The sequence below is a fragment of the Dermabacter sp. HSID17554 genome, from assembly GCF_003989295.1.
GTDB lineage: Bacteria > Actinomycetota > Actinomycetes > Actinomycetales > Dermabacteraceae > Dermabacter > Dermabacter vaginalis.
Map to the genome: position 1 here is coordinate 31,969 of NZ_RBLW01000002.1, position 26,258 is coordinate 58,226.

22 protein-coding genes and 1 tRNA gene are annotated in these 26,258 nt (G+C 63.4%); 18 read left to right on the forward strand and 5 right to left on the reverse strand.

Features of this window, described 5'->3' with window-relative positions; all coding sequences use genetic code 11:
* Nucleotides 1-205: 205 nt before the first annotated feature.
* The 8 genes from rpmH (at nucleotide 206) to D8M36_RS03290 (ending at nucleotide 5,698) form a co-directional block, all read left to right on the forward strand.
* Nucleotides 206-343: a 50S ribosomal protein L34 gene (gene rpmH, locus D8M36_RS03255; RefSeq protein ID WP_016663525.1), complete on the forward strand. Its 138-nt coding sequence runs from the start codon at nucleotides 206-208 to the stop codon at nucleotides 341-343.
* 13 nt (nucleotides 344-356) lie between these two features.
* Nucleotides 357-749 carry a ribonuclease P protein component gene (gene rnpA, locus D8M36_RS03260; protein ID WP_126846705.1) on the forward strand — a complete coding sequence of 131 codons (393 nt, stop codon included), beginning with the start codon at nucleotides 357-359 and terminating at the stop codon, nucleotides 747-749.
* Complete coding sequence (gene yidD, locus D8M36_RS03265; protein WP_126846707.1) at nucleotides 746-1,027, forward strand: membrane protein insertion efficiency factor YidD; 282 nt, start codon at nucleotides 746-748, stop codon at nucleotides 1,025-1,027. The genes rnpA and yidD overlap by 4 nt, the downstream gene beginning before the upstream one ends.
* 81 nt (nucleotides 1,028-1,108) lie before the next feature.
* Nucleotides 1,109-2,209, forward strand: a complete 1,101-nt coding sequence (gene yidC / locus D8M36_RS03270; RefSeq protein WP_126846708.1) for a membrane protein insertase YidC — start codon at nucleotides 1,109-1,111, stop codon at nucleotides 2,207-2,209.
* Nucleotides 2,210-2,218: 9 nt separating this feature from the next.
* Nucleotides 2,219-2,743 carry a Jag family protein gene (locus tag D8M36_RS03275; RefSeq protein WP_126846710.1) on the forward strand — a complete coding sequence of 175 codons (525 nt, stop codon included), beginning with the start codon at nucleotides 2,219-2,221 and terminating at the stop codon, nucleotides 2,741-2,743.
* Nucleotides 2,743-3,417, forward strand: coding sequence for a 16S rRNA (guanine(527)-N(7))-methyltransferase RsmG (gene rsmG, locus D8M36_RS03280; protein WP_126846712.1), 675 nt, complete (start codon nucleotides 2,743-2,745; stop codon nucleotides 3,415-3,417). The genes D8M36_RS03275 and rsmG overlap by 1 nt, the downstream gene beginning before the upstream one ends.
* Before the next feature lie 28 nt (nucleotides 3,418-3,445).
* The gene (locus D8M36_RS03285) at nucleotides 3,446-4,315 is read left to right on the forward strand and encodes a ParA family protein (protein ID WP_274542644.1); all 870 of its coding nucleotides are present in this window, start codon (nucleotides 3,446-3,448) and stop codon (nucleotides 4,313-4,315) included.
* Nucleotides 4,316-4,327: 12 nt separating this feature from the next.
* The gene (locus tag D8M36_RS03290) at nucleotides 4,328-5,698 is read left to right on the forward strand and encodes a ParB/RepB/Spo0J family partition protein (protein WP_126846714.1); all 1,371 of its coding nucleotides are present in this window, start codon (nucleotides 4,328-4,330) and stop codon (nucleotides 5,696-5,698) included.
* Nucleotides 5,699-8,147: 2,449 nt separating this feature from the next.
* Here the strand turns inward: D8M36_RS03290 and trxB are convergent.
* The 4 genes from trxB to D8M36_RS03310 form a co-directional block, all read right to left on the reverse strand.
* Entirely contained in the window at nucleotides 8,148-9,197 is a 1,050-nt protein-coding gene (gene trxB / locus D8M36_RS03295) for a thioredoxin-disulfide reductase (protein WP_126846715.1), read from the reverse strand.
* A 73-nt stretch (nucleotides 9,198-9,270) separates the two neighbouring features.
* Nucleotides 9,271-9,819, reverse strand: a complete 549-nt coding sequence (locus D8M36_RS03300; protein WP_126846717.1) for a hypothetical protein — start codon at nucleotides 9,817-9,819, stop codon at nucleotides 9,271-9,273.
* Nucleotides 9,816-13,862, reverse strand: a complete 4,047-nt coding sequence (locus tag D8M36_RS03305) for a murein biosynthesis integral membrane protein MurJ (RefSeq protein ID WP_126846719.1) — start codon at nucleotides 13,860-13,862, stop codon at nucleotides 9,816-9,818. The genes D8M36_RS03300 and D8M36_RS03305 overlap by 4 nt, the downstream gene beginning before the upstream one ends.
* Nucleotides 13,863-13,878: 16 nt before the next feature.
* Nucleotides 13,879-16,323: a DUF6049 family protein gene (locus D8M36_RS03310; protein WP_126846721.1), complete on the reverse strand. Its 2,445-nt coding sequence runs from the start codon at nucleotides 16,321-16,323 to the stop codon at nucleotides 13,879-13,881.
* Between the two features lie 91 nt (nucleotides 16,324-16,414).
* On the opposite strand from D8M36_RS03310, the gene D8M36_RS03315 reads away from it, so the two are divergent.
* The 10 genes from D8M36_RS03315 (at nucleotide 16,415) to D8M36_RS03360 (ending at nucleotide 25,562) form a co-directional block, all read left to right on the forward strand.
* Nucleotides 16,415-17,938: a CCA tRNA nucleotidyltransferase gene (locus D8M36_RS03315; RefSeq protein WP_126846723.1), complete on the forward strand. Its 1,524-nt coding sequence runs from the start codon at nucleotides 16,415-16,417 to the stop codon at nucleotides 17,936-17,938.
* A complete protein-coding gene (locus D8M36_RS10385) occupies nucleotides 17,935-20,343 on the forward strand; it encodes a transglycosylase domain-containing protein (RefSeq protein ID WP_126846725.1) in 2,409 nt (802 codons plus the stop codon). Before D8M36_RS03315 ends, D8M36_RS10385 begins: the two co-directional genes overlap by 4 nt.
* 153 nt (nucleotides 20,344-20,496) lie before the next feature.
* Nucleotides 20,497-20,787, forward strand: a complete 291-nt coding sequence (gene rpsF, locus D8M36_RS03325) for a 30S ribosomal protein S6 (protein ID WP_061212179.1) — start codon at nucleotides 20,497-20,499, stop codon at nucleotides 20,785-20,787.
* Between the two features lie 46 nt (nucleotides 20,788-20,833).
* Entirely contained in the window at nucleotides 20,834-21,400 is a 567-nt protein-coding gene (locus D8M36_RS03330; RefSeq protein ID WP_034371286.1) for a single-stranded DNA-binding protein, read from the forward strand.
* An 87-nt stretch (nucleotides 21,401-21,487) separates the two neighbouring features.
* Complete coding sequence (rpsR, locus tag D8M36_RS03335; protein ID WP_016663507.1) at nucleotides 21,488-21,724, forward strand: 30S ribosomal protein S18; 237 nt, start codon at nucleotides 21,488-21,490, stop codon at nucleotides 21,722-21,724.
* A 21-nt stretch (nucleotides 21,725-21,745) separates the two neighbouring features.
* On the forward strand, nucleotides 21,746-22,216 hold the full coding sequence (rplI, locus tag D8M36_RS03340) for a 50S ribosomal protein L9 (protein WP_065248615.1): 471 nt from the start codon (nucleotides 21,746-21,748) through the stop codon (nucleotides 22,214-22,216).
* A gap of 113 nt (nucleotides 22,217-22,329) precedes the next feature.
* Nucleotides 22,330-23,781, forward strand: coding sequence for an amino acid permease (locus tag D8M36_RS03345; RefSeq protein ID WP_238638366.1), 1,452 nt, complete (start codon nucleotides 22,330-22,332; stop codon nucleotides 23,779-23,781).
* A 170-nt stretch (nucleotides 23,782-23,951) separates the two neighbouring features.
* Nucleotides 23,952-24,818: a hypothetical protein gene (locus D8M36_RS03350; RefSeq protein WP_126846727.1), complete on the forward strand. Its 867-nt coding sequence runs from the start codon at nucleotides 23,952-23,954 to the stop codon at nucleotides 24,816-24,818.
* A 121-nt stretch (nucleotides 24,819-24,939) separates the two neighbouring features.
* A tRNA-Leu gene (locus D8M36_RS03355) sits at nucleotides 24,940-25,023 on the forward strand.
* A 71-nt stretch (nucleotides 25,024-25,094) separates the two neighbouring features.
* On the forward strand, nucleotides 25,095-25,562 hold the full coding sequence (locus D8M36_RS03360) for a DnaJ family domain-containing protein (RefSeq protein ID WP_126846729.1): 468 nt from the start codon (nucleotides 25,095-25,097) through the stop codon (nucleotides 25,560-25,562).
* Nucleotides 25,563-25,640: 78 nt separating this feature from the next.
* Here the strand turns inward: D8M36_RS03360 and D8M36_RS03365 are convergent, their stop codons facing one another.
* Nucleotides 25,641-26,258 (reverse strand): DJ-1/PfpI family protein, encoded by a 618-nt coding sequence (locus D8M36_RS03365; protein ID WP_126846730.1) that lies wholly within the window; start codon nucleotides 26,256-26,258, stop codon nucleotides 25,641-25,643.

Sequence of the window (26,258 nt, forward strand, 5' to 3'; positions counted from 1 at the left end):
CACTTCGCTGAATCAAGGCTCGATCCATTGACCGGCCCGCCGCGCGATTCTAGACTCGATCAGTCTGTGTTCACGAGAACCACACCGTGAATCTCGCGCACACACCCGAAACCACCGGCCCCACGGGCCGTCTTTAACCGGGCCCTCCGGCCGCATTGCGGTTCCTTCCCGGAGATGAGGGCCCCGATTTATTTGGAGAGAAAAGATGACCAAGCGTACGTTCCAGCCGAACAACCGCCGCCGCGCCAAGAAGCACGGCTTCCGCGCACGCATGAGCACCCGCGCGGGCCGCGCCATCATCAACGCGCGCCGCTCGAAGGGCCGCGCCTCCCTCTCGGCCTGAGCCGCGGCGTGACGTGCGGGCTGTAAACCGCCTACGTCACAACGACGACTTCCGCCTGACCACCCGCAAGGGCGTGTCAGCGGCTCGATCCCACGTGATCGTGCACCTCGCGGTCCTTTCCTCCCCGGAGGTCAAAAGGATCCAGGAGGAGCCGCGCGTGGGATTTGTCGTGTCAAAAAAGGTTGGCAACTCCGTTGTTCGCAGCCGCACAAAGCGGCGCCTGCGGGAAATCATGAGGGCCCGCCTCGATTCTCTCCCCGCGTACGCGAGCGTCGTCGTGCGCACGCGAGTGGGGATCAACGAGATCGACCACGACACACTCGCCGGTGAAGTCGACTCCGCCTTGGCCTCCGCCCTACGAAAGCTCGAAAGGCGCACCGCGAAAAAGGAGGACGCAGCGGGATGAAGGCAACCGTCGGAATCCTTCGCGCGTACCAGCGCGGCATCTCCCCGTACCTGCCCGCCGCATGCATGTACACGCCCGTGTGCTCACAGTACGCGGTGGACTCGATCCGCCGCCACGGAACCGTCAAAGGTCTCTTGCTCGCCGCGTGGCGGATCCTGCGGTGCAACCCCCTGAGCCATGGCGGGATCGACCCGACCCCCGCCCCGGGCATGTGGACGAACCCGAAACCCGTCACCGAGCGGGACACTGAAAGCCCCAAGTTCGCCCACACCCACTAGGCTTGACCCGAACACCCGACCTCAGGCCGCTCATCGCATGACCGTCATGCGCATGCGAGCGGCAGGAAGAAAAGGCCGAAGTTGAACATTCTTTACCCCATCGAATGGGTTGTCGTCTGGATCATGGTCCAGGCCCACAAGCTGCTGTCCTTCGTGATGGACCCCGATTCCGGGTGGACCTGGCTGCTGTCGATCGTGCTGCTCACGGTCGTGGTCCGCATCATCATCTTCCCGCTCTTCGTCAAGCAGATTAAGAGCTCGCGCGGCATGCAGATCGCCGCTCCCGAGCTCAAGGCGATTCAGCAAAAGTACAAGGGCAAGACCGACCCGGAATCCCGCCAGGCGATGGCCAACGAGACGATGCAGGTCTACAGGGAGCACGACGCGAACCCCGTTGGCTCGTGCCTTCCTGTCCTCATCCAGATGCCGATCTTCTTCGCGCTCTTCCGCGTGCTCTTCTACAAGCTCCCGGAGGCCGCGCAAAACAACACGAACTTTGGCATCCTCACGCCCGAGCTCGCCGATAGCGCCCACAATGCGCGCATCTTCGGCGGAACCACCATTTCCGATTCGTTCCTCTCGGGCGATATCTCCGCGAAGATCATCGCGGGCGTCATCATCGCGCTCATGGTGCTCGTCACCTTCCTCACGCAGAAAGAGCTGACGATGCGCAACATGCCGCCGTCGGCACTCGAAGGGCCCATGGCGTCCACGCAGAAGATGATGCTCTACATGCTCCCGTTCATCTACGTGCTTTCGGGTCCCGGAATGCCAATCGGTGTGCTCGGCTACTGGCTCACGACCAACGTGTGGACGTTCGGCCAGCAGTGGTGGATGATCTCGAAGAACCCCACCCCCGGCTCAGCGGCCGAGAAGGCACGCCACGAGCGCATCAACAAGAAGCGCGCAAAGCAGGGCCTCGAACCGCTTGACTTCACGCCGAAGAAGTCCAAGCGCGTGCAGGAAATGGAAGCGGCGAAGGCCGAAAACATCCGCGTTCAGCCCAAGCGGTACGAGAACGGCCGCAAGCTGAGCGACGAGGAAATGCTCCAGCGTGCCCGTGAGAAGCGCGCAAAAGCCATCGAAGAGCGCCGCAAGAAAGCGGCCGAAAACGGCGGTGGCACCCAAAAAGGCGGCTCGAAGTCGAGCAACGCCCTCGGTAAGAAGCGTAAGAAGAAGTAAGGATTCCCGATGAGCGAGAACGACACGATCGAGAACGAGAAGGCGAATGCACAGGCCTCCGCTGAGGAGCGCCTCGCGCGCCTCGAAGAAGAGGGCGATTTTGCCGCCGATTACCTCGAAGAACTCATGGACATCGCCGACCTCGATGGCGATATTGACATCGACGTTGATGGCGACCGTGCCTCCGTGGAGATCCGCGGTGCCGCCGAACTGAGTGCCCTGAACGAGCCGAAGGGCGAGCTTCTCGACGCTCTCCAAGAGCTCACGCGCCTCGCCGTGCAAACGAAAACGGGCGTGCGTTCGCGCCTCATGCTCGACATCGGTGGCTTCCGCGCAGGCCACAAGAGCGAGCTTGAGGAACTTGCGGAAAAGGCCGTCGCGCAGGCGAAGAATGGCGAAGTTCCCGTTCCGCTTCAGCCTATGAACCCGTTTGAGCGCAAGGTCGTGCACGACGTTGCGAAGCGCCACGGCCTTTGCTCTGAATCGGATGGCGAGGGCAAAACCCGCCACGTTGTGATTTACCCGCAAGACTGATGCTTCCTGCCCCCGCACACCTCGATTCCCTCGCCCGCGACCTTTTCGGTGAACGTCTCTCGCTCGCCGAGCGGTATGCGGAGATTCTGCGCACCCGCGGAGCAGAGGAAGGCCTCATCGGCCCCCGCGAGGTCGATCGGATCTGGGAGAGGCACGTCATCAATTGCGCGCTCATGGTGCGAGCCCTCGGGCCCGTGGGGCTCGTGGAGTCACTCGCGGATGTTGGCTCGGGTGCGGGCCTGCCCGGGCTCGTCATTGCCATCGCACGCGAGGACATCGACGTCACCCTCATTGAAACGATGCAGCGGCGCGTGGACTTCCTCGAGCGTGCGATCGAGGAACTCGGTCTCGTGAACGTCGAGGTCGTTCGCGCCCGGGCCGAGGACCTGCACGGCGAGCGTGAGTTTGATGCCGTGACGGCGCGTGCCGTTGCCGCGCTTGACAAGCTCGCCAAGTGGACAGTGCCGCTCGTGCGCATTGGCGGTGAGCTCGTGGTCATGAAGGGCAAGAGCGCACGCGACGAAGTCGCGAAGGCTTCGAAGACCCTTGCGCGTCTCGGTGCAGTCGATGTTCGCGTTGAGGAATTCGGAGATCAGTCCGTGGAGGTTCCTACTACAGTGGTACGAGCACACGTTCGTGAGATATCGGGGCGAAAGGGGCCGCGTCGTGGCTAAGAAAAGCTCTCTCGATGAGACACCGCTCATGCGGCAGCTTCGTAACGACATGGAGCTTCGCAAACGCCTCGAGAAGGCGACCTTCGCGGCGCCCGAAAAAACCCGCATCATGGCCGTCGCCAACCAGAAGGGCGGCGTCGGTAAAACGTCGAGCGCCGTCAACGTCGCGGTGGCACTCGCGAAGGGCGGCCTCAACGTTCTCGTGATCGATTCGGACCCCCAGGGCAACGCCTCGACGGCCCTCGGCATCCCGCATGATCCCGAAATCGCTTCACTTTACGACGTGCTTATTGAGGACGAGCCCCTCTCGGCCATCGTGACCCCCTCTCCCGAAGCGGAATCACTGCTGTGCGCGCCCGCGACAATTGACCTTTCGGGGGCCGAGATCGAACTCGTCCCCATGGTCGCGCGCGAATCGCGCCTCAAAAATGCGCTTGCCGACTACTTCACCGAGCGTGAAGAGCAGGGGCTGCCGCGCTTGGACTACGTGCTTATCGACTGCCCGCCCTCGCTCGGCCTGCTCACCATCAACGCGCTCGTAGCCGCACGCGAAGTATTCATGCCGATTCAGGCCGAGTACTACGCGCTCGAAGGCATCGCGATGCTGTGGAAGAACATCGACCTCATCCGCAAACACCTCAATCCCGATCTCGTGGTGTCCACGATTTTGCTCACGATGTACGACGCGCGCACCCGCCTCGCCGCGCAGGTCGCTGAAGACGTGCGCGGACACTTCCCCACGCAGACCCTCGACACCGTCATTCCCCGGTCGGTGCGCATCTCGGAAGCACCGAGCTACGCGCAAACCGTCCTCAATTACGATCCCAACAGCACGGGTGCCCTCGCGTATCGCGCCGCCGCGCACGAGATTTCCCGTCGCCCCGAGCCGAAGAACTGAAACGAGGAGATCATGGCGAAGAAACGTGGCCTTGGTAGGGGAATCGGTGCGCTGATCCCCAGCTCCGAACCAGCAAGCAGCGAAAAGTCTGAAGCACCCGAGGCAAAGAGCCCCGAGCCTTCCGCGACAAGCACCGAGCCCCCCTCACCCTCGAAGAAGGATTCCGACGCCAGCCCCGCCCCCACCGAGGCCGAGGTTGCACAATCGACTTCCGCCGGCACTCGGGGTGTAGACATGTTCTTCAGCTCGGATGACTCCTCCACTGCGGAAGCTCGTGAACGCCGCAAGGCTGCTGATCTTGAGCTCGCCGATTCGTGGGCACGCGATGCGCGCTCGAAGCGACGCGGCGGGAAAAAGCCCGCGGCGAAAACTGCTACTTCGCGTGTCGGCGCTGAGAAGCCCGCGGAGAAGGGAGACAAGACTCGGGCCACGCAGCCGTCGGGCCCCGCTCCGACCGCTGAAGCGCCCGCAGCAGCGGCGCCCACAGCCGAACAGCCGGCTACCCCCGGCAACGCGCCCGCGAATGCAGCTGCGCAAGCCGGGCTTGTGCCCGTTCCCGGCGCTGAGTTTGTTGAAGTGCCGATCGCGGAAATTCGAGAGAATCCCCGCAATCCGCGTACCGTTTTCGATGACGATGAGCTCGATGAACTCGCGTACTCGCTGCGCGAGGTTGGCGTTCTTCAGCCGATCGTCGTGCGGCCTGTGACCGATTCCGTTGATGGCGAGTCATTCGAGATTGTGATGGGTGAGCGCCGTTGGCGCGCGGCGAAACGAGCGGGGCTCGATTCGATTCCCGCAATCGTGCGCTCCACAGCCGATGATGATCTCCTTCGCGACGCACTGCTCGAGAACCTTCACCGATCGCAGTTGAATCCCCTCGAAGAGGCGGCCGCCTACGGTCAGCTGCTTGAGGATTTCAATTGCACCCAGGATGAGCTGGCGGATCGGATCGGTCGCTCGCGGCCGCAAATCTCGAACACTCTTCGCCTTCTGCGCCTCCCTCCCCTCGTGCAGCGTCGCCTGCAGTCAGGTGCTCTTTCCGCTGGTCACGCCCGTGCTCTCCTGGGGCTCGACGATGTGCAGCTCCAAGAGGAGCTTGCCCAGCGCATCGTGAGCGAAGGCCTGAGCGTCCGCGCCGTTGAGCGGCTGATTGCAAACGGCGTTGAATCCTCCACGGCGACGCGCGCCGTGCCACGCCGTAGTTCTTATAACCCGCGCGTGGTGTCCTTGACGTCGCAGTTGTCCACCAAGCTCGAGGCACCCGTGCGCATCGATGTGGGTAAGCGCAAGGGCAAAGTCACACTCGAATTCATGAATCTCGACGATCTCGAGCGGATTGTGCAGAAGCTCGGGCTCGACGACGTGGAGATCCCCGAGGCCTGATCCCTCGTTGCGTGGGGCCTGAAACAGGGCCCTTTCGCTCCCACGCTCGCGTTCGCAGCCCACGCTGGCTCGTTTCGCCTGCTCTTTAAGGCCCCGCCGTTGGAGCTTGATGTCGTATGTGCGTGGAACGAGAATTCTGGCTCGCTCTTTTCCACTTTGGCCATTCGCCCTCCCCATCGGGCACCTTTAGCTGTCCTTTTCCAGCAGATTCCTTGTCCTATGCCCGCGGAACGGCCTTACTGTGCCGTTGGTTCCGTGCTCTTTCGTTGAGCTCGCCGCTGGGCCCTTCATTTCCCGTCGACGCATCTATTGCGTCCTCCTCTAAGGCGGGATCTCGGAAGGCGTCTGTAGTCGCTGGGTTGAACCGTCAAGCCCTCGATCGTCAGTTGTTGCGCGTCGGGTTCTTTACGGCTCTAGTGAGTTTCACGTGAAACATTCGGCGCCGTGGGTTATGCACCCCCCGATCGTCGTGTGAACGGCTTGCTTTGGCTTGCGCTGCATTTCCTTGTGAAGCTGGTGGCCTTGAGTTGATGGGTTGTGTTCTGTTGTTTCACGTGAAACCTGTTGCTGGGCGCGGCAGCCGCTTAGAACGGTTTCTGGTCTTCCTTCCCCGGCGATCATCTCCACTGCAACCTTCGCGGTTCTACTGGGGCGAACCCATGCGGCCCGGCGCGACGAACTCATTTCGATGATTCCTCTGCCGTGTTTCACGTGAAACGCCGCTGAATTGGGCTAAGTTTGCGCGGCTGGATTTGCACCCATTGCAATATCCGGCGAGTGCGGGCTTTTGCTATTCGCGGACACGCGCCAGTTCTGCTTGAGTCAGACTTCAAGTTTTGCCCGGCGTTTTTGCAATCCGGGCCCTGTTTCACGTGAAACAAAGGCGATGAGTTTGACGCGAATGTACAAACCGTCGCAAGTCAATTGAAATCCATTCAAGCGCCTAAAGTGCCAAGAAGACCCTGATCAAGCTAAAAGCAATTCGCGGGATGAATCGTTTCACGTGAAACCCAGTGCATCCGTTCAGCACAGGCTTTCGGACTATAGGAGTGCACTGGGTCCAATGGTTTCACGCGAAACCAGCGGCGAAACAAAGCGAACTCTTTAGGCGCCAACGCTATCGAAATAAGTTTGTCGGCGACTTCCAAAAGGTTCCACGTGAAACACGCGGTAGCTACCCACGACCCGAAGCCGACTGCTGCTAAGCGCGAGACTTTCACATCCTTCCCGCGGCGCCTTCTGCACAATGCTCAAAGGTCCGTTGCAATGAGTCCTTCGGGCAGGCGCGTCGCTATGTTTCACGTGAAAACCCAAAAACAAACGGTGGCATGAGAGGAGAGGGCTGTCTCGGCGCCTATTCAGCGGTCGAAAGAACCGAACGTGAAAAGCCCCGGCAGGTCGCATGCAAAGGTACAACGTTTCACGCGAAACGCCCTATCAAGTCAGTGAGGGAGTCGGAGGTCTGAAAATCATCTTCCGAAGGTAGTTGCGTGGAGAATCGCGATCGGGCACACCGAGGGGGTATCGGCCTGGTCCACGTGAAACACACAGATGTGAACAAAGATGTGGATAAGTGCGGCATCCGCAAGGGTTCGAACGGCGGTTGTCCACACGAAATCGATAGGGGGACTATGAAGGTCGAGAGAAAACCCCAGGCAGGCGCCCAGAAAAGCGCATAATCCACACTTGCGGTACGACTTGTGCACAGCTTTGTGGATAACTCTCAGTTAACCATATGGTCGGCAGCGTTGGGATTCGCGAGAGTCTTGCTGTCGAGCCACTGCCGCAGCAAGGGCGCGAATTGGCAACCGAGAAACCACAAGAGTCAAGGTGGATCTCACGCCGAAAGAAGCAACGCCTCCCTCACGTTCGGCCGATACCCGGGTCGATTCCGGTGATGACGCAGGGGGTGGTCAGCCCATGTATGAGGTAGGAAAGCCGGTGCGAGGCATAGGCAAGCGTAGAGGAACGAGGAAAAGCACAAAAGAGGGCCGCGGGGCAAGGCACAGCTCCCAAGCAGCGGTAGAGCAAATCCCCAGGGGTGTTGCGGGTGCGTGGGTCAACGAGCGTGAAACAAACCCAGGGTTCTAAGTGAGGCGCCCAGAGTAGAGTGCGCTGCGTAATTCGTCCAGTGCCTCGCGTACGGTGAATTTCGGGTGCGCGCCTGTGAGGACCCGCTCACCGACGAGGCTTCGACCGTTCCGGGCAATAATTCTCCACGTAGGGAGTACCCGAGGCACAAACTCCCCGGTCGGGATCTCGAGGGTCCTTGCTCCCGTACTGAGAGAAACGTCGTGGACGTGCACCTCGACATTGGACGGTAGAACTCCGTGGAGCTCTCGAGCGGTGAGCGGCGCCGGAAGTGAGGGCGCCGCCCACGATGCCCAGTAGAGGTGAATCTCGAAAGTAATGCCGCTCCGCGAGGAGGCGCCGAAGGCGACGGAGTCGCTCACTCTAGCGTGGCGAGGTATTTTTCGGCGTCGAGTGCGGCCGAGCAGCCGGATCCTGCAGCGGTGATGGCTTGGCGGTAGCGGTGATCCACAACGTCTCCGCACGCGAAAACGCCCTCGAGGGAGGTGTGAGTCGTGCGGCCTTCACAGATGATGTAGCCCTCATCATCGATGTCGATCTGGCCCTTGAACAGACCGGAACGGGGAAGGTGGCCGATTGCTTCGAAAAGGCCATCGGCGGGCACGGTTTCGCGTTCGCCGGTCACGGTGTCTTCGAGAACGAGGTGCGAGAGTTCGTTCTCGCCCTCAATGCCCACCACCTGGGTGTTCCAGCGGATCGCGAGCTTGGGGTCGTCTTCAGCGCGCTTCGCCATGATCTTCGAGGCACGCAGCGCATCGCGGCGGTGAAGCAGGGTCACGCTCTTGCCGAAGCGCGTGAGGAAGGTGGCTTCCTCAACGGCGGAATCACCGCCGCCCACCACGAAAATGTCCTTGTCCTTAAAGAAGAAACCGTCGCACGTGGCGCACCAGCTCACGCCCTTACCGGAGAGGCGCTCTTCGCCGTCCACTCCGAGTTTGCGGTACGCGGAGCCAGTCGCGAGAATGACGGCCTTCGCGCGGAAGACCTCGCCGCCCTCGGCTCGAATCGTTTTCACGTCGCCCGCGAGCTCGACCTCGGTCGCGTCCTCGAAAAGGATCTCGGCGCCGAAACGCTCGGCCTGCTCCTGCATGTTGCCCATGAGGTCCGGGCCCATGACACCTTCGGGGAAGCCCGGGAAGTTTTCCACCTCGGTGGTGGTCATGAGGGCGCCGCCGGCATCGAGAGAGCCGGCGATCACCACGGGCTTGAGGCCCGCACGGGCTGCATAAACGGCAGCGGTATAGCCCGCCGGGCCCGAGCCGACGATCACGATGTCGCGCACGGGGGCGTCTGCGGCATCGGAGGGGGCCGCGGTCTCAGCCGTGTCGGTCTGCGATCCCGAAAGGCTGATGCCGAAGCCGCCACCGAGGGTGTTGAGGATCGGGGTCTGAGGCTCAGAGGTGGTCATGATGTCCTTTCACAGCGAAGGCTCGCCAACAATCAAACAGAACAAGGGTAGGGGTGAAGGCTGAGTTTCGCGGTCAGCTCTTCGGATCCACGAGCACCCGTGCGGAAAACAGGGGCGCGGAGGCGCCGTCGGCATCCCTCCCGCACGTGGAACGCACAACCGTTGCCGAAACTTCCCCGCCTTCACGGCGCACTTGCGTGAGGTTGTGCTCATCGAGAACGAGGAGCCACGCATTTTCATCGCCGCCCCACGAAACCTGCTCGAGCATAAGCACGGATTCGTTCGAGGAGAGGGACTTCAGGCACTCCGTGACGTCGAACGTCGCGGGGGTTTGCAAGCTCCCCGTGTCGAGGAGATTCTGCACCTCGGCCCCGATCGTGTACTCGGTGAGAACGGGGAGGCCGGAGTTGTCGGTTCCCGGTGCCGGGTTGGAATCGGCGACATTTTGGGCTGCTGGGGCGTCCATCTCGACACTCAGGTTGAGCGCCCACGACAACATGATGCCAAGAAGAATCGTCGCAGCGAGGAAGCCCGCGAACACCCCCGGTGGGAAGCCAGTCCAGCTTCGCCTTTCACCGCGCGCACGGTGGGCGCTACGCGACGCACGGCGAATGGGGGTCATTCTTGATTGACCTTCACTTCGGCGATCTCGAGCCGGAATCCACCGTCGACAGCGCCGAGGTTGGGCGCCCACAGCACGAGCGAGCGCGCGTCCACGGGCTTTTCGGGCGTGAGCGTGAGGTCCTCGCCGGGGGCGACCTCACCGGAGGCGAGCACGTCGCCGATCTGGCCGTCCTCGGTGAGGGTGCGCAGCTCGATCGTGCCGCCCTGCTGAGCGCCGGGCGTGACGCGAACGTTTTTGACTTCGCCGTCGCCGAGGTCGAGCTTGACGCCCATGCCCTCGCGCAGGTGGCCGTACTCGGCGCTCGCGTACCGCTGAGTTTTCCACACGGTACCCGGGTCACCGTCGAGCATGCGCCCCGCGTCTTCGGGTTTATCGGCTTTCGCCGGATCGGGCGGGTACACCACGCTCACCTGGTTGAGCGGCGCCAGGGGTTTGGGCGCCTCGGCGGGTTTCTCGCTGGGCTCTTCCTTAGGGGCTTCGGTTTTTTCGGAGGCCTTTTCTTCCGACGCCTGCGTGGTCGGGTTCGTTGCCACATCTCGGTCGTGCCGACCCACTGACGTCACTGAGGTGATCGCCCACACGAGGCCGAGGATCACGGCGAGCAGGGCGGCGACGAGGATAATCCGCGCGGTCGTGGAGCGGGACACGTTGCCTTCGGCTGCGGAGCTGCTTCCTGCCGTATCGGAAGCGAGGGCGATGTCCACAACGTCGCGGAATGCCGAGGAGTGCTGCTGGCTGTGAGGCGCAGGAGCGTTCGGGTCGAGTGCGCTCGCTTCGCGCCCCTGCACGGGGATGACAACTCCGGCATCGGGCGCCGTCTGGCGCACACGGGGAGCCGAGTGCTGGACCGCCGAGGGCGGCGCAACGACGGGGCGGCCGGGCGCTTCGTGTGCGTCATCGTTCGTGTTCGGCGTGCGCGGTGATTCGGCGAGGGACTCCTCGCGACCCGCAACGGGAATGGGGGCGGGTGCGGGAGGCACCGGGGGTGCGACCGGCGCCGTGGGCTCTTCGGTGAGTGCCGCGGGGGCGTGGTGGGCATCGGCATCAATGTGCCCCGGGAACATGTGTGCCGCCGACGGTGCCTTCGGCGCATCGATCACTTCGGACCACGGCTTGTCGGTCTCCGCAACGGGCTTGTCGGTGGTCTCAGCCTCTCCCGTGAGGGGAGCGTCGGCTTCGTCGTGTGCCTCTTCGGCCTCCGGTGCCTCGGCCCGAGCTTCGCTGTCGCCGTGGTCGGCTTCGGAGGGAGAAGAGCTTTCGGCGGTCGCGTCATCGACCGATGCTTCATCGGTGCTCCCCGGCTCTTGCGCGTTGAGCTGCTCCCGGTGCTCGAATGGATCCGCGACGACGGGACCGGAGGTGTTTCGCTCCGCAAGCGGCACCGGCGCACCGGCGTGCTGCTCAGGATCGTACGCCTCGAGGGTCACGGGGAGTGACTGCCATGGCGAGAGCTCCTCGTGCACGTCTTCGATCGTCATCGGGCGAGGGCCGTCCGCGGGCGCGTTTGGTGTGAGCGGCGTGAGAAGGGTGGCGGTAAGCCTCCCCAGATCGGAGGGAACCGTGCGCGGAGATGTCGTCGACGGGTCGAAGGAAGCGTCGGAACCGAAAAATTCCGGCCCGCGCCCCGCGAGCCCAACGTAGAGAATCCGCCCCACCGCACGCACATCCGGGCTGAGCGTGAAGGGCTCCGTGAGGTGCAAGAGGCCCTCGTCGCCCGCATCCTCGATACCTGCTCCGAGGACTGTCACTTGATCGTGTTCGAGGTCAACGAAGACGCGGTCCTCATCGAGATGGTGGTGCCGGATGCCCTTGCTGCGGGCCTCCTGAAGGGTTGCCGTCACGCGACCAGCGATCGTGCGGGCGGTTTCCGCGCGTAGCGCACCCTCGCGCGTGAGGTCGGCGAGCGTGGGCAGGTTCGGGTCGGTGTAGATGACCGCCGTGACGTTCGTTTCGCCTTCATGCGACTCGAGCACGTCGCGAACGGCTTCAAGCCCCGGAACGTTCACGAGAGACACGCGGCGTGCGGCATCGAGGACATCGGCGGCAAACTCACCGCGAACGACGAACACGAGAATCGGCTCGCCGTTCTCGTTCACGCCGCGGTGCCACGACGCCCCTTCGGTTGAGGACGTAGGCAAGCGGTCAGAGCCCACGCTTTCCTTTTCCTCGAGGGCGGGGCTCAGTGAGAGAGAGGAGAAGAGTTCCTCAAGGCTGCGGATTTCTGTCACTGTGATCCTTTGGTTCGCTCGAGTGGTTCGATCCGATGCTTGACCATCGTAGCGGGGCTCTTCGACCTCGCTCGAGGTTTCTTCCACCGCAGCGGGTGCCTTCTTTGCCGGCTCCCCGCCTCGGCGTTTGCGCAAGAGTCGAGAGCTGATCATGGTCGCGGCGTCGCGAATCTCCGACACGCGGAGCATCCACGCGACAAGCGCGAATACTCCGGTCATCGCTGCCGCAACGATCACGCCCACGATGATCGCGATAATGCGCCCTCGCCACGTGAAATCGCCAAAGAGTGCGAGGAGCCCCCAGCCCGCCACCGCCGAAATCGCGCCGGCCACGAAAAGGCGCGCGATCGTGGAAATGGTGCCGAGAGAATTCACCTGGCTCATATCCACGCCTTTTCGGGCGAGGTTGCGACGCATGTGCCAGACACCTTCGAGCCACCCGATCACAAGGCCGATCGAACTCGCGAAGGCGCCCGCAGCCGCGGCATAGCGCGGATCGACCCAGAGGAGGATCACGGGGATCGCGAGAAGCGAGAGCACCGTGGGCGGCACGCGCATCATAAAGGCGGTGCGCGTGTCCTCGTAGGCGTAAAAGTAGCGCGTGACGAGATACGTCGCGGCGAAGGCTGGCAGTCCCAGGGTGTATCCGATGAGCACGAGACCATTGGCGCCCGCCCCAACGGGGGACGTGCCACCCACGACGACCCACATGATCGGTGCCGCGAGCACGATGAGCACAACCGTCGCGAGGGTCATCGGGACGAACAGGATCCTGTTCATCGAGGAATAGGTGCGATAGGCCCCGAGGTGGTCGCGTTCGTTGACCCGCTTCGACATGCGCGGGAAGATGCTCGTCACGAGGGAAACGGCAATGATGCCCTGTGGAAGCATGAAAACGGTGTACGACCAGTCGAGGGCCGCGAGAGCGGGGAAAAGCTCTCGGCTGGCGCCGGCTCCGCTCGCCTGCGCCTGCTCTACAGCCGACACGGCGCCGCCCGTGGACCAGCGACGTGCAAACACCGCGACCTGGCCGACGACCATCATCGCGAACGTCCACAGCCCCATCGTTCCGAGCTTGCGCAGGCCGAGTCCGCGAAAACCCCACTTGAACCTGATCTTGAGGCCGATCTTCCGCGTCCACGCCCACACGAGGAGAGCCTGCGCGGCACTGCCTCCCACCTGGGAGAAGGCGAGAACGAGCAGCATGCCCCACGTCCACTGCGTGCCATCGGGCTGTGCCCCCCAGAGCACGAGGAACAGAATCGATCCCGCGATATTCATGAGGTTGTTGAGCGCCGGTGCCCACGTGAAAGGCCCGAAGCTTTCGTGCGCATTGAGGATCTGCCCGAACATGATGTAGATACACGAGAAGATCATCTGCGGCATCATGAAATAGCCGAGAACGGTCGCGGCCTGAAGCGTGCCTGGGTCAAGCTTGGAGTTCGCGACGATCGTGAGGAACGGGACGGCAAGCGTGCAGAGCGTCGTGATCCCCACCGCGACAACGAAGAACAGCGTGAACAGGCGCGAGCAGAAATCCTCGCCCTTATCCGGAAGCTTCGCCGCACGCACGACTGCCGGCACGAGAATCGCGTTGAGGGTGCCACCGCCGATGAGGATCCACAGGGAGTTTGGCAGGATTTGCGCCGCCGAATACGCGTTTGCGGCGATCGATGCGGAGCCGCCGAGCACCATTCCGAGCAGGAAGGTGCGCACAAAGCCCAAAAGACGCGTTGATGCCGACGCGACCGCCATGATTGCGCTCGCGCGCATGGCCTTGCCGCGCGCAGAAGAACTGCTCGAGTTGTTCATGATTCGGGTGGTGTCCTTAGTGTTCTACACGTGAGTGAGGGGGCGCATCGGGGTGGTCGACGCTCGCGAGATCTTCCGGCTCGGTGAGTGCCGGGCTTCGCGCATCAGATTTTGTGCGGCCGGCGCGGATCACGCCCGTAATCACGAGCGCGGCGAGAAGCACCATCGCGATGAGGGTCGTCCAGTTCTCCCACTCGGGGTTGACGCTCAGTTGGCTCTTGCGCGAATCGAGGACCACGTCGTCGCCGTTCGTAATCATCACCGTGAACGAGCCGCTGCCGCTGCGCACGGCCTCGACGGGAATCGCGTTATCGCCCGTGGTGAGCGCCGGAAGCGTGACGGGCTCGAGCGTAGCGCCAGCCTTTGCGATCCGCTGGGAAAATGACACCGACGGGTTGAGCGTCACGGGTGTGGAAAAGCCGTTGTGAACGGTATAGGGGATCGAGGCCTCGTTCGAGACGAGATTGTAGGTTCCCGCGAGTGTCAATGAAATGCGCTTCGCGTTCGCTTCGGTGACCGTGTTGAGGTGTGCAAGTCGCGTGACGTGAGCGTGAGGGTCCTCGAAAAGTGGGGTACTCACGCCCGAAGCCGCGAGCAAGATCGCCGCATAAAGGTAGCTCGGATCCTCGAGTACGGCGCGCACGTCGCCCAACTTCGTGAGGCTCTTTTCGACCCTTCCGCTTGCGCCGGCCGGCACCTTTTGGGCTTCGGGATCGATGCGGGCGGGGCTGGCGTCGGACTTCTCACCGATGGCGTGGAGCTTATTCACCTTGCCCACCCAATAGTTCCCACTCTCGCCGCTGATCGACGTGGTGCCTTCTCCTGCCTTTGCCGCTTTGACGAGGGTGGAGGCGCTCGCGTGCGTGACCCACGGTGCGGCGCCAAGGGCATCGAGCATGCGGGAGGTGCGTGCGGGGTTGAGTCGGGAGGTAGGGGAAGGGGCAAGCAGAATGGTGCGGGGGGCCGACGCTGACTCGCCCGCGAGGAGTGCCGTATCCGCGAGAGCCCGCTGAACGGACAGTTCGGGATCGTTGTGATCGGCAAGCCGCTCCGAAAGGCGCGTGAGCCGCGTGTCGTAGCCGAGGAGCGGTGTTGCCGGTTCGCCGCCACCCTCGATCTGCGCGTACCCACTCGGGGTGACGCTTGGGCTCAGGGATGAATAGAAGGATTCGGCGGGCACGAGAGCGGTCTGTGCTCCCGAGGAGCGTACGGCCTTCGCGGTGACAGCCCCGGACTCTACGCGCATCAGGGTGGGGGCGGCTGCGAGGCCCGCGCTTTGTGCGGCTGAAGCGGCTTCGTTCTCGAGAAGCCGGGTGGTCGAGCGGGCTGTTGCGGGGCTCGCGAGGGCAAAGGGGGCGAGTGTCACGTCGTGTGTTCTAGCCGCGTCTATAAGTGAGGAGCGGCGCTCGTCCCACGCAGAATTCGGCCCCCACGGTGTGCCTGCGGCGCGAGCGGTGGCCGGCGTGCTCGGGGTTTCCTTGGCGCCGCCCGCATCCGAGGCCGGGGGCGCCGTGGGCGTTGCCGGGCTCGCGCTCGGCGATGGCGTGGGGGTTTTCGCCTCAAGACTCAAACGGGCTTCCTCAACGGTGCTCATACCTTCGGGCACCTTGAGCTCCGCGAGCATGGAGGGGTCGAGCCACCAGCTCACGTCGTCGCGTTGGGCAATCTCCCACTGGGCGGCGAAGGCGCCCTCGCGCACATCTTTTTCGAAAGCCTCCGGGTTGGTCGCCACGAGCGCGGGGTCGGTGGAGGCGAGGGGCGCGAGATAGGCGAGGGAAACACTCGGCGTGTGGTCAGCTGGCTGCCACACGAGGAACGTGCGAAGCGTCGCGACCGGGGTGGCGTTCGCGGAGGAATCGGCGGCATCGGGCGCCGTGGTGGCTCCCGTGACGGCCGTGAGAGCCACGCGGCGCGGGCCCCATAGCGACTCGTCGCGTGAGTAGCCGAGAGTGTCGGCGGGGATTCGCACCGTGAACTCGGCGGTTTCGCCTTGTGCGAGGGTGCGCGCAGCCGAGGTTCCGCGTACTGTCCCGCGGCGGGACGTCTGTGCCGGGGCAGTTGCCGACCACTCATCGGCGAGTGTGCGATCGGTGATGCGTGAGGTGAAGCTCGAGAGCTGGAGGGCCACATTCTCGAGCGGCGCATCCGTGGTGTTGGTGATGCTCACGCGGGCCTCGAGCGTGTCGCCGGGTCTTACCGCAGCGGGCGTAAGCGAAAGAAGGTCCAGGGTGAGCGGGGTATCGGCTTCCGGGGCTGGCCCGGGCGTGGGTGCGGGTTCCGACGGTAGCCCAGGTGCGGTCAGTGCCACATGTGCGGGCGGTTTCTGGCCGGTAGACTGGTAGGCTGCGGAGCCCGATCGGGCGAAAGCGCCAATGGGCGCAAGAGCCGCACACAGAATTGAATACAGTGCGACCATGACGAGGAGGGCGCGTAAGGCGCGCCGCGTCACGGATCGAAGCATGGAACCACTGTAGAGGGCGTGCCTTCGTGCCGCGTGCCAAACACGGGCTGCGTGCGCGCAGCGATTTGCACATCACAAACCAAGGTGAGGAATGACGTACGTGACTAATGGCGACACGCGCCGAGTGGAGCGCATCGGGATTGAAACCGTTCGCACCCGCGCGCAGAGCATGTTTCGGGCGCTTCCAGCCTCTGTCCATGAGCTTGGCGAAATGTTTGAGGGGACTGGTCAGGAGCTCGCCCTTGTGGGCGGGCCCGTGCGCGATGCCCTTCTTGGGCGCAGCAGCGATGACCTCGACTTCACGACGTCGGCGAGGCCTGATGAGACCGAGCGCATCCTTCGCAAATGGGTAGGTAAGCGCGGTGCGATATGGGACATGGGCCGCGAGTTTGGCACGCTCGGCGCGCAGCTCGACGACGTGAAGGTGGAAATCACGACGTACCGCACCGAGGAGTACGATCCGAAGTCGCGCAAGCCTCAAGTGGCATACGGCGACACGATTGACGGCGATCTTTCGCGCCGCGACTTCACCGTGAACGCGATGGCGGTGCGCCTTCCTTCGCTCGAGTTCATTGACCCATTCGGCGGTCTCGAGGATCTCGCCGCGGGGCTACTTCGCACACCCGTCGCCCCCGAGCAGTCCTTCAGCGACGACCCGCTGCGCATGATGCGCGCCGTCCGCTTTGCCTCCACCCTCGGTTTCGACATCGAGGAGGGCACCGCGCGCGCGATCGGGGCACTCGCCGAGCGCCTCACGATCGTGAGCGCTGAGCGCGTGCGCGATGAACTCGTGAAGCTCATGCTCGGCGACCACCCGAGGAGCGCCCTCGAGCAAATGGTCGACCTTGGTCTCGCCGAGATCGTCCTTCCCGAACTGCCCGCGATGCGGCTCGAAATCGACGAGCACCACAGGCACAAGGACGTCTATACGCACTCGCTCACGGTGCTTGAGCAGGCGATTGACCTTGAAACGGGCCCCGAAGGACCGGTGCCCGGCCCCGATTTCATTTTGCGCTTCGCCGCCCTCATGCACGATTGCGCGAAGCCCAACACGCGCCGCTACGAAGAGGGCGGGGTCGTGACGTTCCGCTTCCACGAGGTGGTGGGTGCGCGCATGGCGAAGGCCCGCATGAAGGCCCTCAAGTTCGATAAGGAGACGACGAAAGCGGTTGCCCACCTGATCGAACTGCACCTTCGGTTCCACGGTTACTCTGACTCAGAGTGGACTGACTCTGCGGTGCGCCGTTACGTGACCGACGCGGGAGACCAGCTGGAGCGCCTCCACCGCCTCACGCGTGCCGACTGCACGACCCGCAATAAACGCAAGGCCCAGCGCCTCCGTGAAGCCTACGACGACCTCGAAAAGCGTATCGCTGAGCTTGCCGAGCAAGAAGAGATCTCGAAAATCCGGCCTGATCTGGACGGCCGCGCAATCATGCAGATCTTGGGGCTCGAGCCGGGGCCAGCCGTGGGAAAGGCTTACGCCTACCTTCTTGAGCTTCGCATGGAGGAGGGGCCGCTCGGCGAGGAGGAGGCCTCCAAACGCCTTCAGGAATGGTGGGCGCATAATGGGGCGCACGACAGCGCCTCCGCGACGAGAGGAAACTCGAAGTGAGCGATAAGACGCCGAAGGGGACAAGCCGTACACGCTCGAGTGGGAAGCGTGCCGCACGCGCGGCGACGACCCCCGCGGCGGCGAGTTTAAGCCGCAGCCGCACAAAGCCGCGCCCCGAAACAACGACGCGCACTCCCGGCCGTCCCTCTGACGCACCGTCGTCAACGCCACGAGGTAATCGCAGGGCTAAGAACAAGCCCAAACCCACGAACCTTCTCAATTATCCCCGCGCGGGTAGGGAGGGTTTTTGGCGCTGGTGGCCATCGTGGCGACTCCTTTCCGCCGTTTTTGTGCTGCTCTTTTTCGCTGGCATCGGCTTCGGCGCGTGGCTGTATGCCACGACTGATGTTCCCGAGCCCACCGATATCGCGGTCGCCCAAACGACTCGCGTGTACTACGCCGATGGAGAGACTCTCATCGGCGAGTTCAGCGACCTCAATCGCACGATTCTGCCCGCCGACGAGATTCCCGACAACGTCAAGGAGGCTGTCGTCGCCTCCGAGGACTCCACGTTTTACGAGAACCGCGGCATTTCGCCGAAGGGTATCGTGCGCGCCCTCGTGAATAACCTTTCTGGCGGCTCCCGCCAGGGGGCTTCGACGATCACCCAGCAGTACGTCGAGAACTACTACACGGGCAAGGTCACGTCGTATACCGGCAAGGTGCGCGAGATGATCATGGCCGTCAAAATCGATCAGGAGCTCGACAAGAACGAGATCCTTTCGCGCTACCTCAACACGATCTACTTCGGGCGCTCCGCGTACGGCATTGAAGAAGCGGCACAGGCCTACTTCGGCAAGAGCGCGAGCGAGCTCGATGATGCCGAGGCCGCACTTCTCGTCGCCGTCATTCCCGCACCGAGCGCCTACGACCCCGCGAAGAACCCCGATAAAGCGAAGGCGCTCTGGCAGCGCGTGATCGATCGCGAGGTCAATGAGACGGGCACGCTCACGAAGGAGGAGGCCGACAAGCTCAGCTTCCCCGAGACGATCGAATACAAACGTCAAAGCTCCTTGCGCGGCACAAACGGCTACCTCATGATGACGGTGCGCAAGGAACTCGAGGCGCGAGGCTTTGACGAGGACGACATCGACACGGGCGGCTACACGATCGTCTCGACGATCGATAAGCACACCCAGGAGTCAACAGTCGAGGCAATCAACGATCTTCCCGAGGACCGACCCGAGAACAACCACGTGGGAACCGTGAGCATCGACCCGTCAACCGGTGCGATCCGGGCGCTCTACGGCGGCGAGGACTACCTCAAGCAGCAGCGGAACGACGCTACCCAGTCGCGCATGCAGGCCGGTTCAACGTTCAAGGCGTTCACGCTTGTTGCGGCGCTCGAGGAGGGCTATAGCCTCCACTCCCACTGGGATGCCTCCTCACCAAGGACGTTCAAGGGGTGGACCGTCAAGAACTTCGGCAACGCCTCGCGTGGCAGCGTCGACCTCCTGACCGCGACGCGGCACTCCTACAACACGCCCTATGCGGCACTCAACGTTGACATGGGCGCCGAGAAGACGCGCGAAGCGGCCATCAAGATGGGGCTTTCCGAAAAGACGCCCGGTCTCGACGACAGCCCGAGCAACGTCCTTGGCTCTTCATCGCTCACGGTTCTCGAGCTCGCGGGGTCGTATTCCGTGATCGCCTCGGGCGGGATCAAGCGCACGCCGCACATCGTCGAAAAAGTGACGAATGCTGACGGTTCGCACAAGTACGCCTACAAAGATGACGGCGAGCGAGTTCTCAAGGAGTCCACGGCCATCAACGCGACCGTCGCCCTCCAGGAGCCCACGAGCTCTCGTGGCTCGGCACGAATCGTCAATGAAAAAATGGATGGCCGCCCGGTCGCGGGTAAGACGGGTACTTCAAGCTCGTTCCGCTCGGCGCTCTTCGTGGGCTACACCCCGCAGCTTGTGACCGCGGTGGGGATGTTCCAGCCAAGTGCCGACGGCCGCACTGAAGAACCGCTCACACCCTTCGGCCCGTGGGAGGACATGACCGGCGGCGGCGCGCCCGCGAGCATCTTCGCCGACATCATGACAAGCGCCCTCGACGGGCAGGACGAAGTCGACTTCCACGACGAAGTCGACTCCGAGGGCAAGAAGAAACGGAAGAAGAGGAAAAAGCGGACGCACGCGCCGCGCAGGACCACGCAGCCTAAGGCTCCTGCGCAGCCGTCGGAACAGCCGAGTGAGGAACCGCCCGCAACCGAGGAGCCTTCGGAAGAAGCGCCCGAGCCAGCGCCCGAGCCGAGCGAGCAGCCCACGCCATCGTCGAAGCCCGAGAAGCCCAAGCCCGAGCCCGAACCGAGCGAAAAGCCGAAGACACCGAAGGTGCAGCCGACGCGCGGCAACGACAAACCGGTCGAACCGACCGTGACGCCGAAAGAACCTCGGTAGCGGTGAGGTCCAGGCCACCGTCGGACCCCCTTCCCCGAACCCAGCCGAGCCGCTAGACTTGGGAAGTCTGTGGAAAACCGCAGGCGCATGCATGACCCTCCTGCCACGGAAGGACCGTGGCCGCGATAGACCACAGGAGGTGGGGATTTACACATGCGTAAGTACGAAATGGTCGTGATCCTGGACCCGTCGATCGACGAGCGTACCGTGGACACCACTTTTGAGAAGCTCATCAAGGTTGTTCCTGCTGAGGGCGGCACCGTCGACAACACCGACGTGTGGGGCAAGCGCAAGTTTGCCTACGAGATCGACAAGAAGCAGGAAGGCATCTACGTCGTCCTGAGCTTCACCTCGAAGCCCGAGACCGCCAAGGAGCTCGACCGCCAGCTCGGCCTCAACGAGTCCGTTCTGCGCACGAAGCTCATGCGCGTCGACGAGAAGTAAAAACCTCGTTTACACGCCACACCGCACCACCAGCTGAAGGAGAGTCATGGCGAACGATACCGTCATCACCGTCGTCGGAAACCTGACCGCCGATCCCGAGCTGCGCTTTACGAACTCGGGCATTCCCGTCGCGTCGTTCACCGTCGCGTCGACCCCCCGCACGTTCGACCGCCAGTCGGGCGAATGGAAAGACGGCGAGGCTCTCTTCCTGCGCTGCTCCATCTGGCGCGATGCAGCCGAGAACGTCGCCGAGTCCCTCACGAAGGGCACCCGCGTGATCGTTCAGGGCCGCCTCCAGCAGCGCTCGTACACCGACCGCGAAGGCAACAACCGCACCTCGATCGAACTCCAGGTTGACGAGATCGGTCCTTCGCTCCGCTACGCGACCGCGAAGCCGACCCGCACTCAGCGCGGCGGCGGCAACTTCGGTGGCGGCTTCAACGGTGGAAATAATGGTGGCGGCAACTACGGTGGCGGCCAGGGCGGCTACTCCAACCAGGGAGGCTACGGCGGCAACCGCGGTGGCAACCAGGGAGGGCCGCAGGGCGGCCAGAACCCCGCCGATGTTGACCCCTGGAGCAACGGCGGCGCCGAAGAGCCCCCGCCCTTCTAAACCGCACCACTCGGCATACATCTTTGAAAATATCCATTCCATCCCGGGTCGAAAGCCCGGGCTCCCCTCACTCAAAGGAGCACCACGATGGCGAAGCCAGAGCTTCGTAAGCCCAAGAAGAAGCAGAACCCGCTAAAGAGCGCCGGTATCGAGAACATCGATTACAAGGACCCCGCAGTTCTGCGTAAGTTCATTTCGGATCGCGGAAAGATCCGTGCACGCCGCGTGACCGGCGTGAGTGTCCAGGAGCAGCGTAAGATCGCGAAGGCCGTCAAGAACGCCCGCGAGATCGCCCTCCTTCCCTACTCGACCTCCGGTCGCTGAGCCAAGGAAGGATAGAGAAACATGGCTACTACCAAGCTTATCCTCACCAACGAGGTTTCCAAGCTCGGCGGCCCCGGCGATGTCGTCGAGGTCAAGGCCGGCTACGCTCGCAACTACCTTCTGCCGCGTGGCCTCGCCACGCCGTGGACCAAGGGTGCTGAGCGCCAGCTCGAGCAGATGGCTGCCGCGAACTCGAAGCGTGCCGTGGCATCGCTCGAGGACGCCCAGGCCCTCCGCGACGTTCTCCAGACCAAGCCGGTCGTTGTGGCCGAGCGCGCGGGTCAGAACGGTCGTCTCTTCGGCGCCGTGACGGCCGCCGAGGTTGCCGAGGCCGTCAAGGCCGGATTCGATCGCGAGATCGACCGCCGTAAGGTCGAGTTCACCGCACCGATCAAGTCGCTCGGCGAGTACACCGTGACGGTGCGCCTGCACGAAGAGGTTTACGCAAACCTCGTTGTCCAGGTTGTTGCCGCGAAGGGTGCGCGCGCCTGAAGGGCATAGCGTAAGAGCGTATGAGGAAGCGGCGGGCTTTGCGCCCGCCGCTTTTTTCTGCCATTAAGCGGTCAATCGCCCGAACCGACCAAGAAATTGAATACATTTGTGGAATGACCTCCCCATCCTCACCCCCACCCACGGCCGGCGATCCCCACGAACACGGCCACCTCAATCGTTCCCTCACGCACCGCCAGATGGCGATGATCGCCATGGGCTCGGCACTCGGCACCGGGCTCTTTCTTGGCTCGGGCGACGCGATCGCGGTCGCTGGCCCAGCCGTGATTATCAGCTTCGCGATTGGTTCGGCCATCGCCATGACGATCGCTCTCGCCATGGGTGAGATGGCCTCGCGCCACCCCGTCCAGGGGGGATTTGGCACGCTCGCCGCGCGCTACCTCTCGCCGTTTTGGGGCTACCTTGTGCGGTGGCTTTACTGGATCGTGACGGTCGGCGTGACGGCCGCCGAGCTGTACGCGTGCAGCCTGTATCTGCAGTTTTGGGCACCCGGTTTGCCGCAGTGGGCTGGAGTCGCCATCCTTGGCGCGATCGTGGTCGCGATCAACGTCGTGAGCGTGAAGAGTTTCGGCACGATCGAATTTTGGCTTTCGAGCATCAAAGTCATTGCGGTCGTGGTGTTCATCCTCGTGGGGCTGTGCCTCGTGTTCTTCGGCCTCCCGGGCACGCCCGCGGCGGGTATTTCCAACTGGACGAACGACGGCGGCTTTATGCCCTTCGGCTTCAGGGGCGTGTGGGTGTCGATGGCGCTCGTGATGTTCTCCTTCGGTGGCATCGAGATGCTTTCGATCTCGGCGGCCGAGGCGAAGAACCCCGCACGATCGATCCGCACGGCGGCGCAGTCCACCGTGGTCCGCTTAAGCTTCTTTTACGTCGTGGCGATCGGCATTATCGTGGCGATTGTGCCGTGGCAAGAAGCCTCGGGGGCTTCGGGCGACGTGCGCCTTTCGCCGTTTGTCATGGTGTTCCATGAGCTCGGGATCCCCGCGGCGGCGGGCCTCACCAATCTCATTGTCGTGATTACGGCGCTCTCGGCCGCGAACGCGAACGTGTATGCGGGCTCGCGCTTTCTTCACTCGCTCGCCGCGGATTCGCTCGCGCCGCGAGTGCTTGAGCGCACGACCACGCGTGGCATTCCGCTGCCCGGCATTGTCGTGCACGCGTGCGGGATCCTCGTCGTCGTAGTCCTCGCGATGACGGGTATCGGCGGGCTGTTCCCGCTCATTATGTCGACCGTGATTTTTTCGGCGGTGATCGTCTGGGTGCTCATTCTCGTGACCTACATTGTGTATCACCGTACGCGTGACGGCCTCGAGCTTTTCCGTATGCCCGGTGGCGTCGCGACGGCAATCGTGGGTATCGCGGGGCTGCTGTTCGTGTTTTCGACCGTGCTCGCCGTTGAGCGCATGCAGCTCGCGGCCATGGTGGGCGTGCCCTTCGTGGCGGTTGTCTCCCTCGCCTACGTGCTCGTGTTCCGCCACCGCATTAGCGTTGAGGCCATCGACGCGAGCTTTGCGGAGGCTGAAAAGGCGCGCGCAATTTTCTAGAGTCTGACAACCGCTGCTGTCGGGCAGCCGTCGGACCCTGCCCACCCCTCGAGCGTGCGGCTTTTCCTTCACAACCTCCACACTTTGCCTAGTCTTTACTTTCGAGGCGTGGCGAGGGAAGATGTTTCCGCACGCACTTCCCTCGTGCTGATTCTTAGAGGAGATAATCCATGTCGATGAGGTCCACCTTCCGCGGCGCATCCGCCGCCTTTGCCGCAGCGCTCATGCTCGCGTCGTGCGGCGCCACGGGCAGTGAGGTTGCGAAGCCCAGCGAGACCCCGAGTGCCGCCCCGGAAACCACGACGGCAAGCCCCACCGCGATTCCCACGGCTGAGCCAAGTGAGGAGCCAAGCGAGGAGCCGAGCGAGAGCCCCGAGGCGAGCGAATCGGCGAGCGAAGATCCGAGCAAGAGCCCTGAGGTGAGTGCGAAAGTCACCGAAGCACCTGCCGTGATCGCCTACTTCACGGGTGAGGAGTTTCCCGAGATCGGCGATTTCCCCTTCGCTAAGAACACGATCGCCGAGGCGATCGGAAGCGTTTTCGAGGATGGTGGAGAGGTGAGCGTCGAATGCGACGGCGACGTGGACATCACGGCGGGTAAGCCCAAGGCCCACTGCACCGTGAAGGGCGAGGACGCGACTACCGAGGCGTTCGTGTACGGCACCTTCTCGAATGTGCAGGGCCCCGGCCTTCTCGTGTCGTTCGACCAGGATTTCGACTCGTCGCTCACCTCTCGATTCACGGAACCCGGCACCGAGGTTGTCGCCTACGGCATGGGTGGCGTGTGGGCCGCGGATGCTCCCGTAGATGGCCAGAACGTGTCAGAAAAGGCTCTCAGGGCAATGGAAGCTTTCGAGATGCCGGTCTCGAAGTTTGAGTGCTCGGGTGAAATGTTCGTTCCGGAGGGTCGCAACTCGCAGGTGTGCCCGATCGAGGCGGAATGGGGCAAGAGTGAGGCAACCGTGATTGCCGCGACGATCCTCAATTCACAGGACACGGGTGTGCTCGTCGTTCTGCAAACCCCCGAGGAGGGCTAACCTCCCGACTCGTGGTGTTGCCCACCAGGCCTGTGCCTTGATTCGCGCGCGGGAGTCGGTGCGGCTATATTAGGGAACGCTTCGATCTCGGTGTGCCTTGACGCCCGGTGTCGAAGTACTCGCGCAAGTGGCGGAATTGGTAGACGCGCACGGTTCAGGTCCGTGTGCCTTTGCGGGCGTGGGGGTTCAAGTCCCCCCTTGCGCACCCCATGCGGGCCCCTCCTTCGGGAGGGGCTTTCGCGTATTCGCACACGGTGACCGAGAGGGGCGAGCGCCATGAGTGAGGAGCCGGGCGCACGCCCGCACACGAATGCCTGGCTTGGAGCCGTGGGGGAAGGTGCGGGATTTATTCCGACGGCTGCCGATCGTGCAGCTGCTTCCGGCGCTTTTGACAATCTCCCCCTCGCGGGCATGAAACTCGAACTGCCCGACGTGCACGATCCTGATTGGTGGCTCAAGTCCCGTATCGCCTCGGGCGAGTTTGATCGCGAGGCGCTCCTCCCCGCTGTCGTGCTGCTGCGCAAGGAGCACGATGCGCTCGCGGACACCGTGCTCGAGCTCCCGTCAGAGCGCGCCGTGCGTGAATACGTCGAGGACTACAACGAGAGAGCACGCCGCGAAAACAGCGCGGCGGTGCAAGAAGTGAGGCCGCGCTCCGGTGCGAGTGCCGAGGCCCCGCTCCTTGCGCCCATCGCCGATGTTGAGGAATGGATCGCTCGCTGGCGCCGTACCCGCGAGCCTTGAGAGCCCGCCCCACTCGAGGGTGCCGGCACCGTGTGACCGGCACTGATGTGGGGATTGCCTCCCTTGCTTTCTCCACTTTCAGGGAAGGAGAGGAGGCGCCGCGGCGAAGGGATCCGAATCGCTGTTGGTATGGGCTGTGTATTCCGCCTTCGCGAGGGCCCGATCACGTGCCTCGGTGCCACACAGGGAGGCGATGAGTGCGGCGGCCATGTCCATCCCTGCGGCCACGCCCGAGGACGTCCATCGATCGCGATCTTCCACCCATCGTGCCTCCCTCTGCCAGGCAACCTTCTGCCCGAAGGTGCGCGCCCACTCAAATGCCGCTTTATTGCTCGTTGCCCGGTAGCCTTCGAGCAGTCCAGCGGCCGCGAACAGCGCCGAGCCCGTGCACACGGAAACGACGAGTCGTGCGCGCGTGCCGACCTCGGTCAGCCACGCGAGGAAAGGTGCATCGTTGACGAGCCCACGCGTCCCGGGCCCTCCAGGGACGAGCAGGATGTCGACCGGCTCCTGTGAGAGCTCCTGGAACGAACGCCGACACTCCATGCGAAGGCTCTGTGCGCTCGACGCGAGACCGACCTCGGGCCCCACAAAGTCGAGCGTGATGCCGTCGACGTGACTGAGGAGTTCGACAGGCCCGCAGACGTCAAGAAGCTCGAAGCCGTCAAAAAGGACGACGCTCACTCGTCTCGTCAT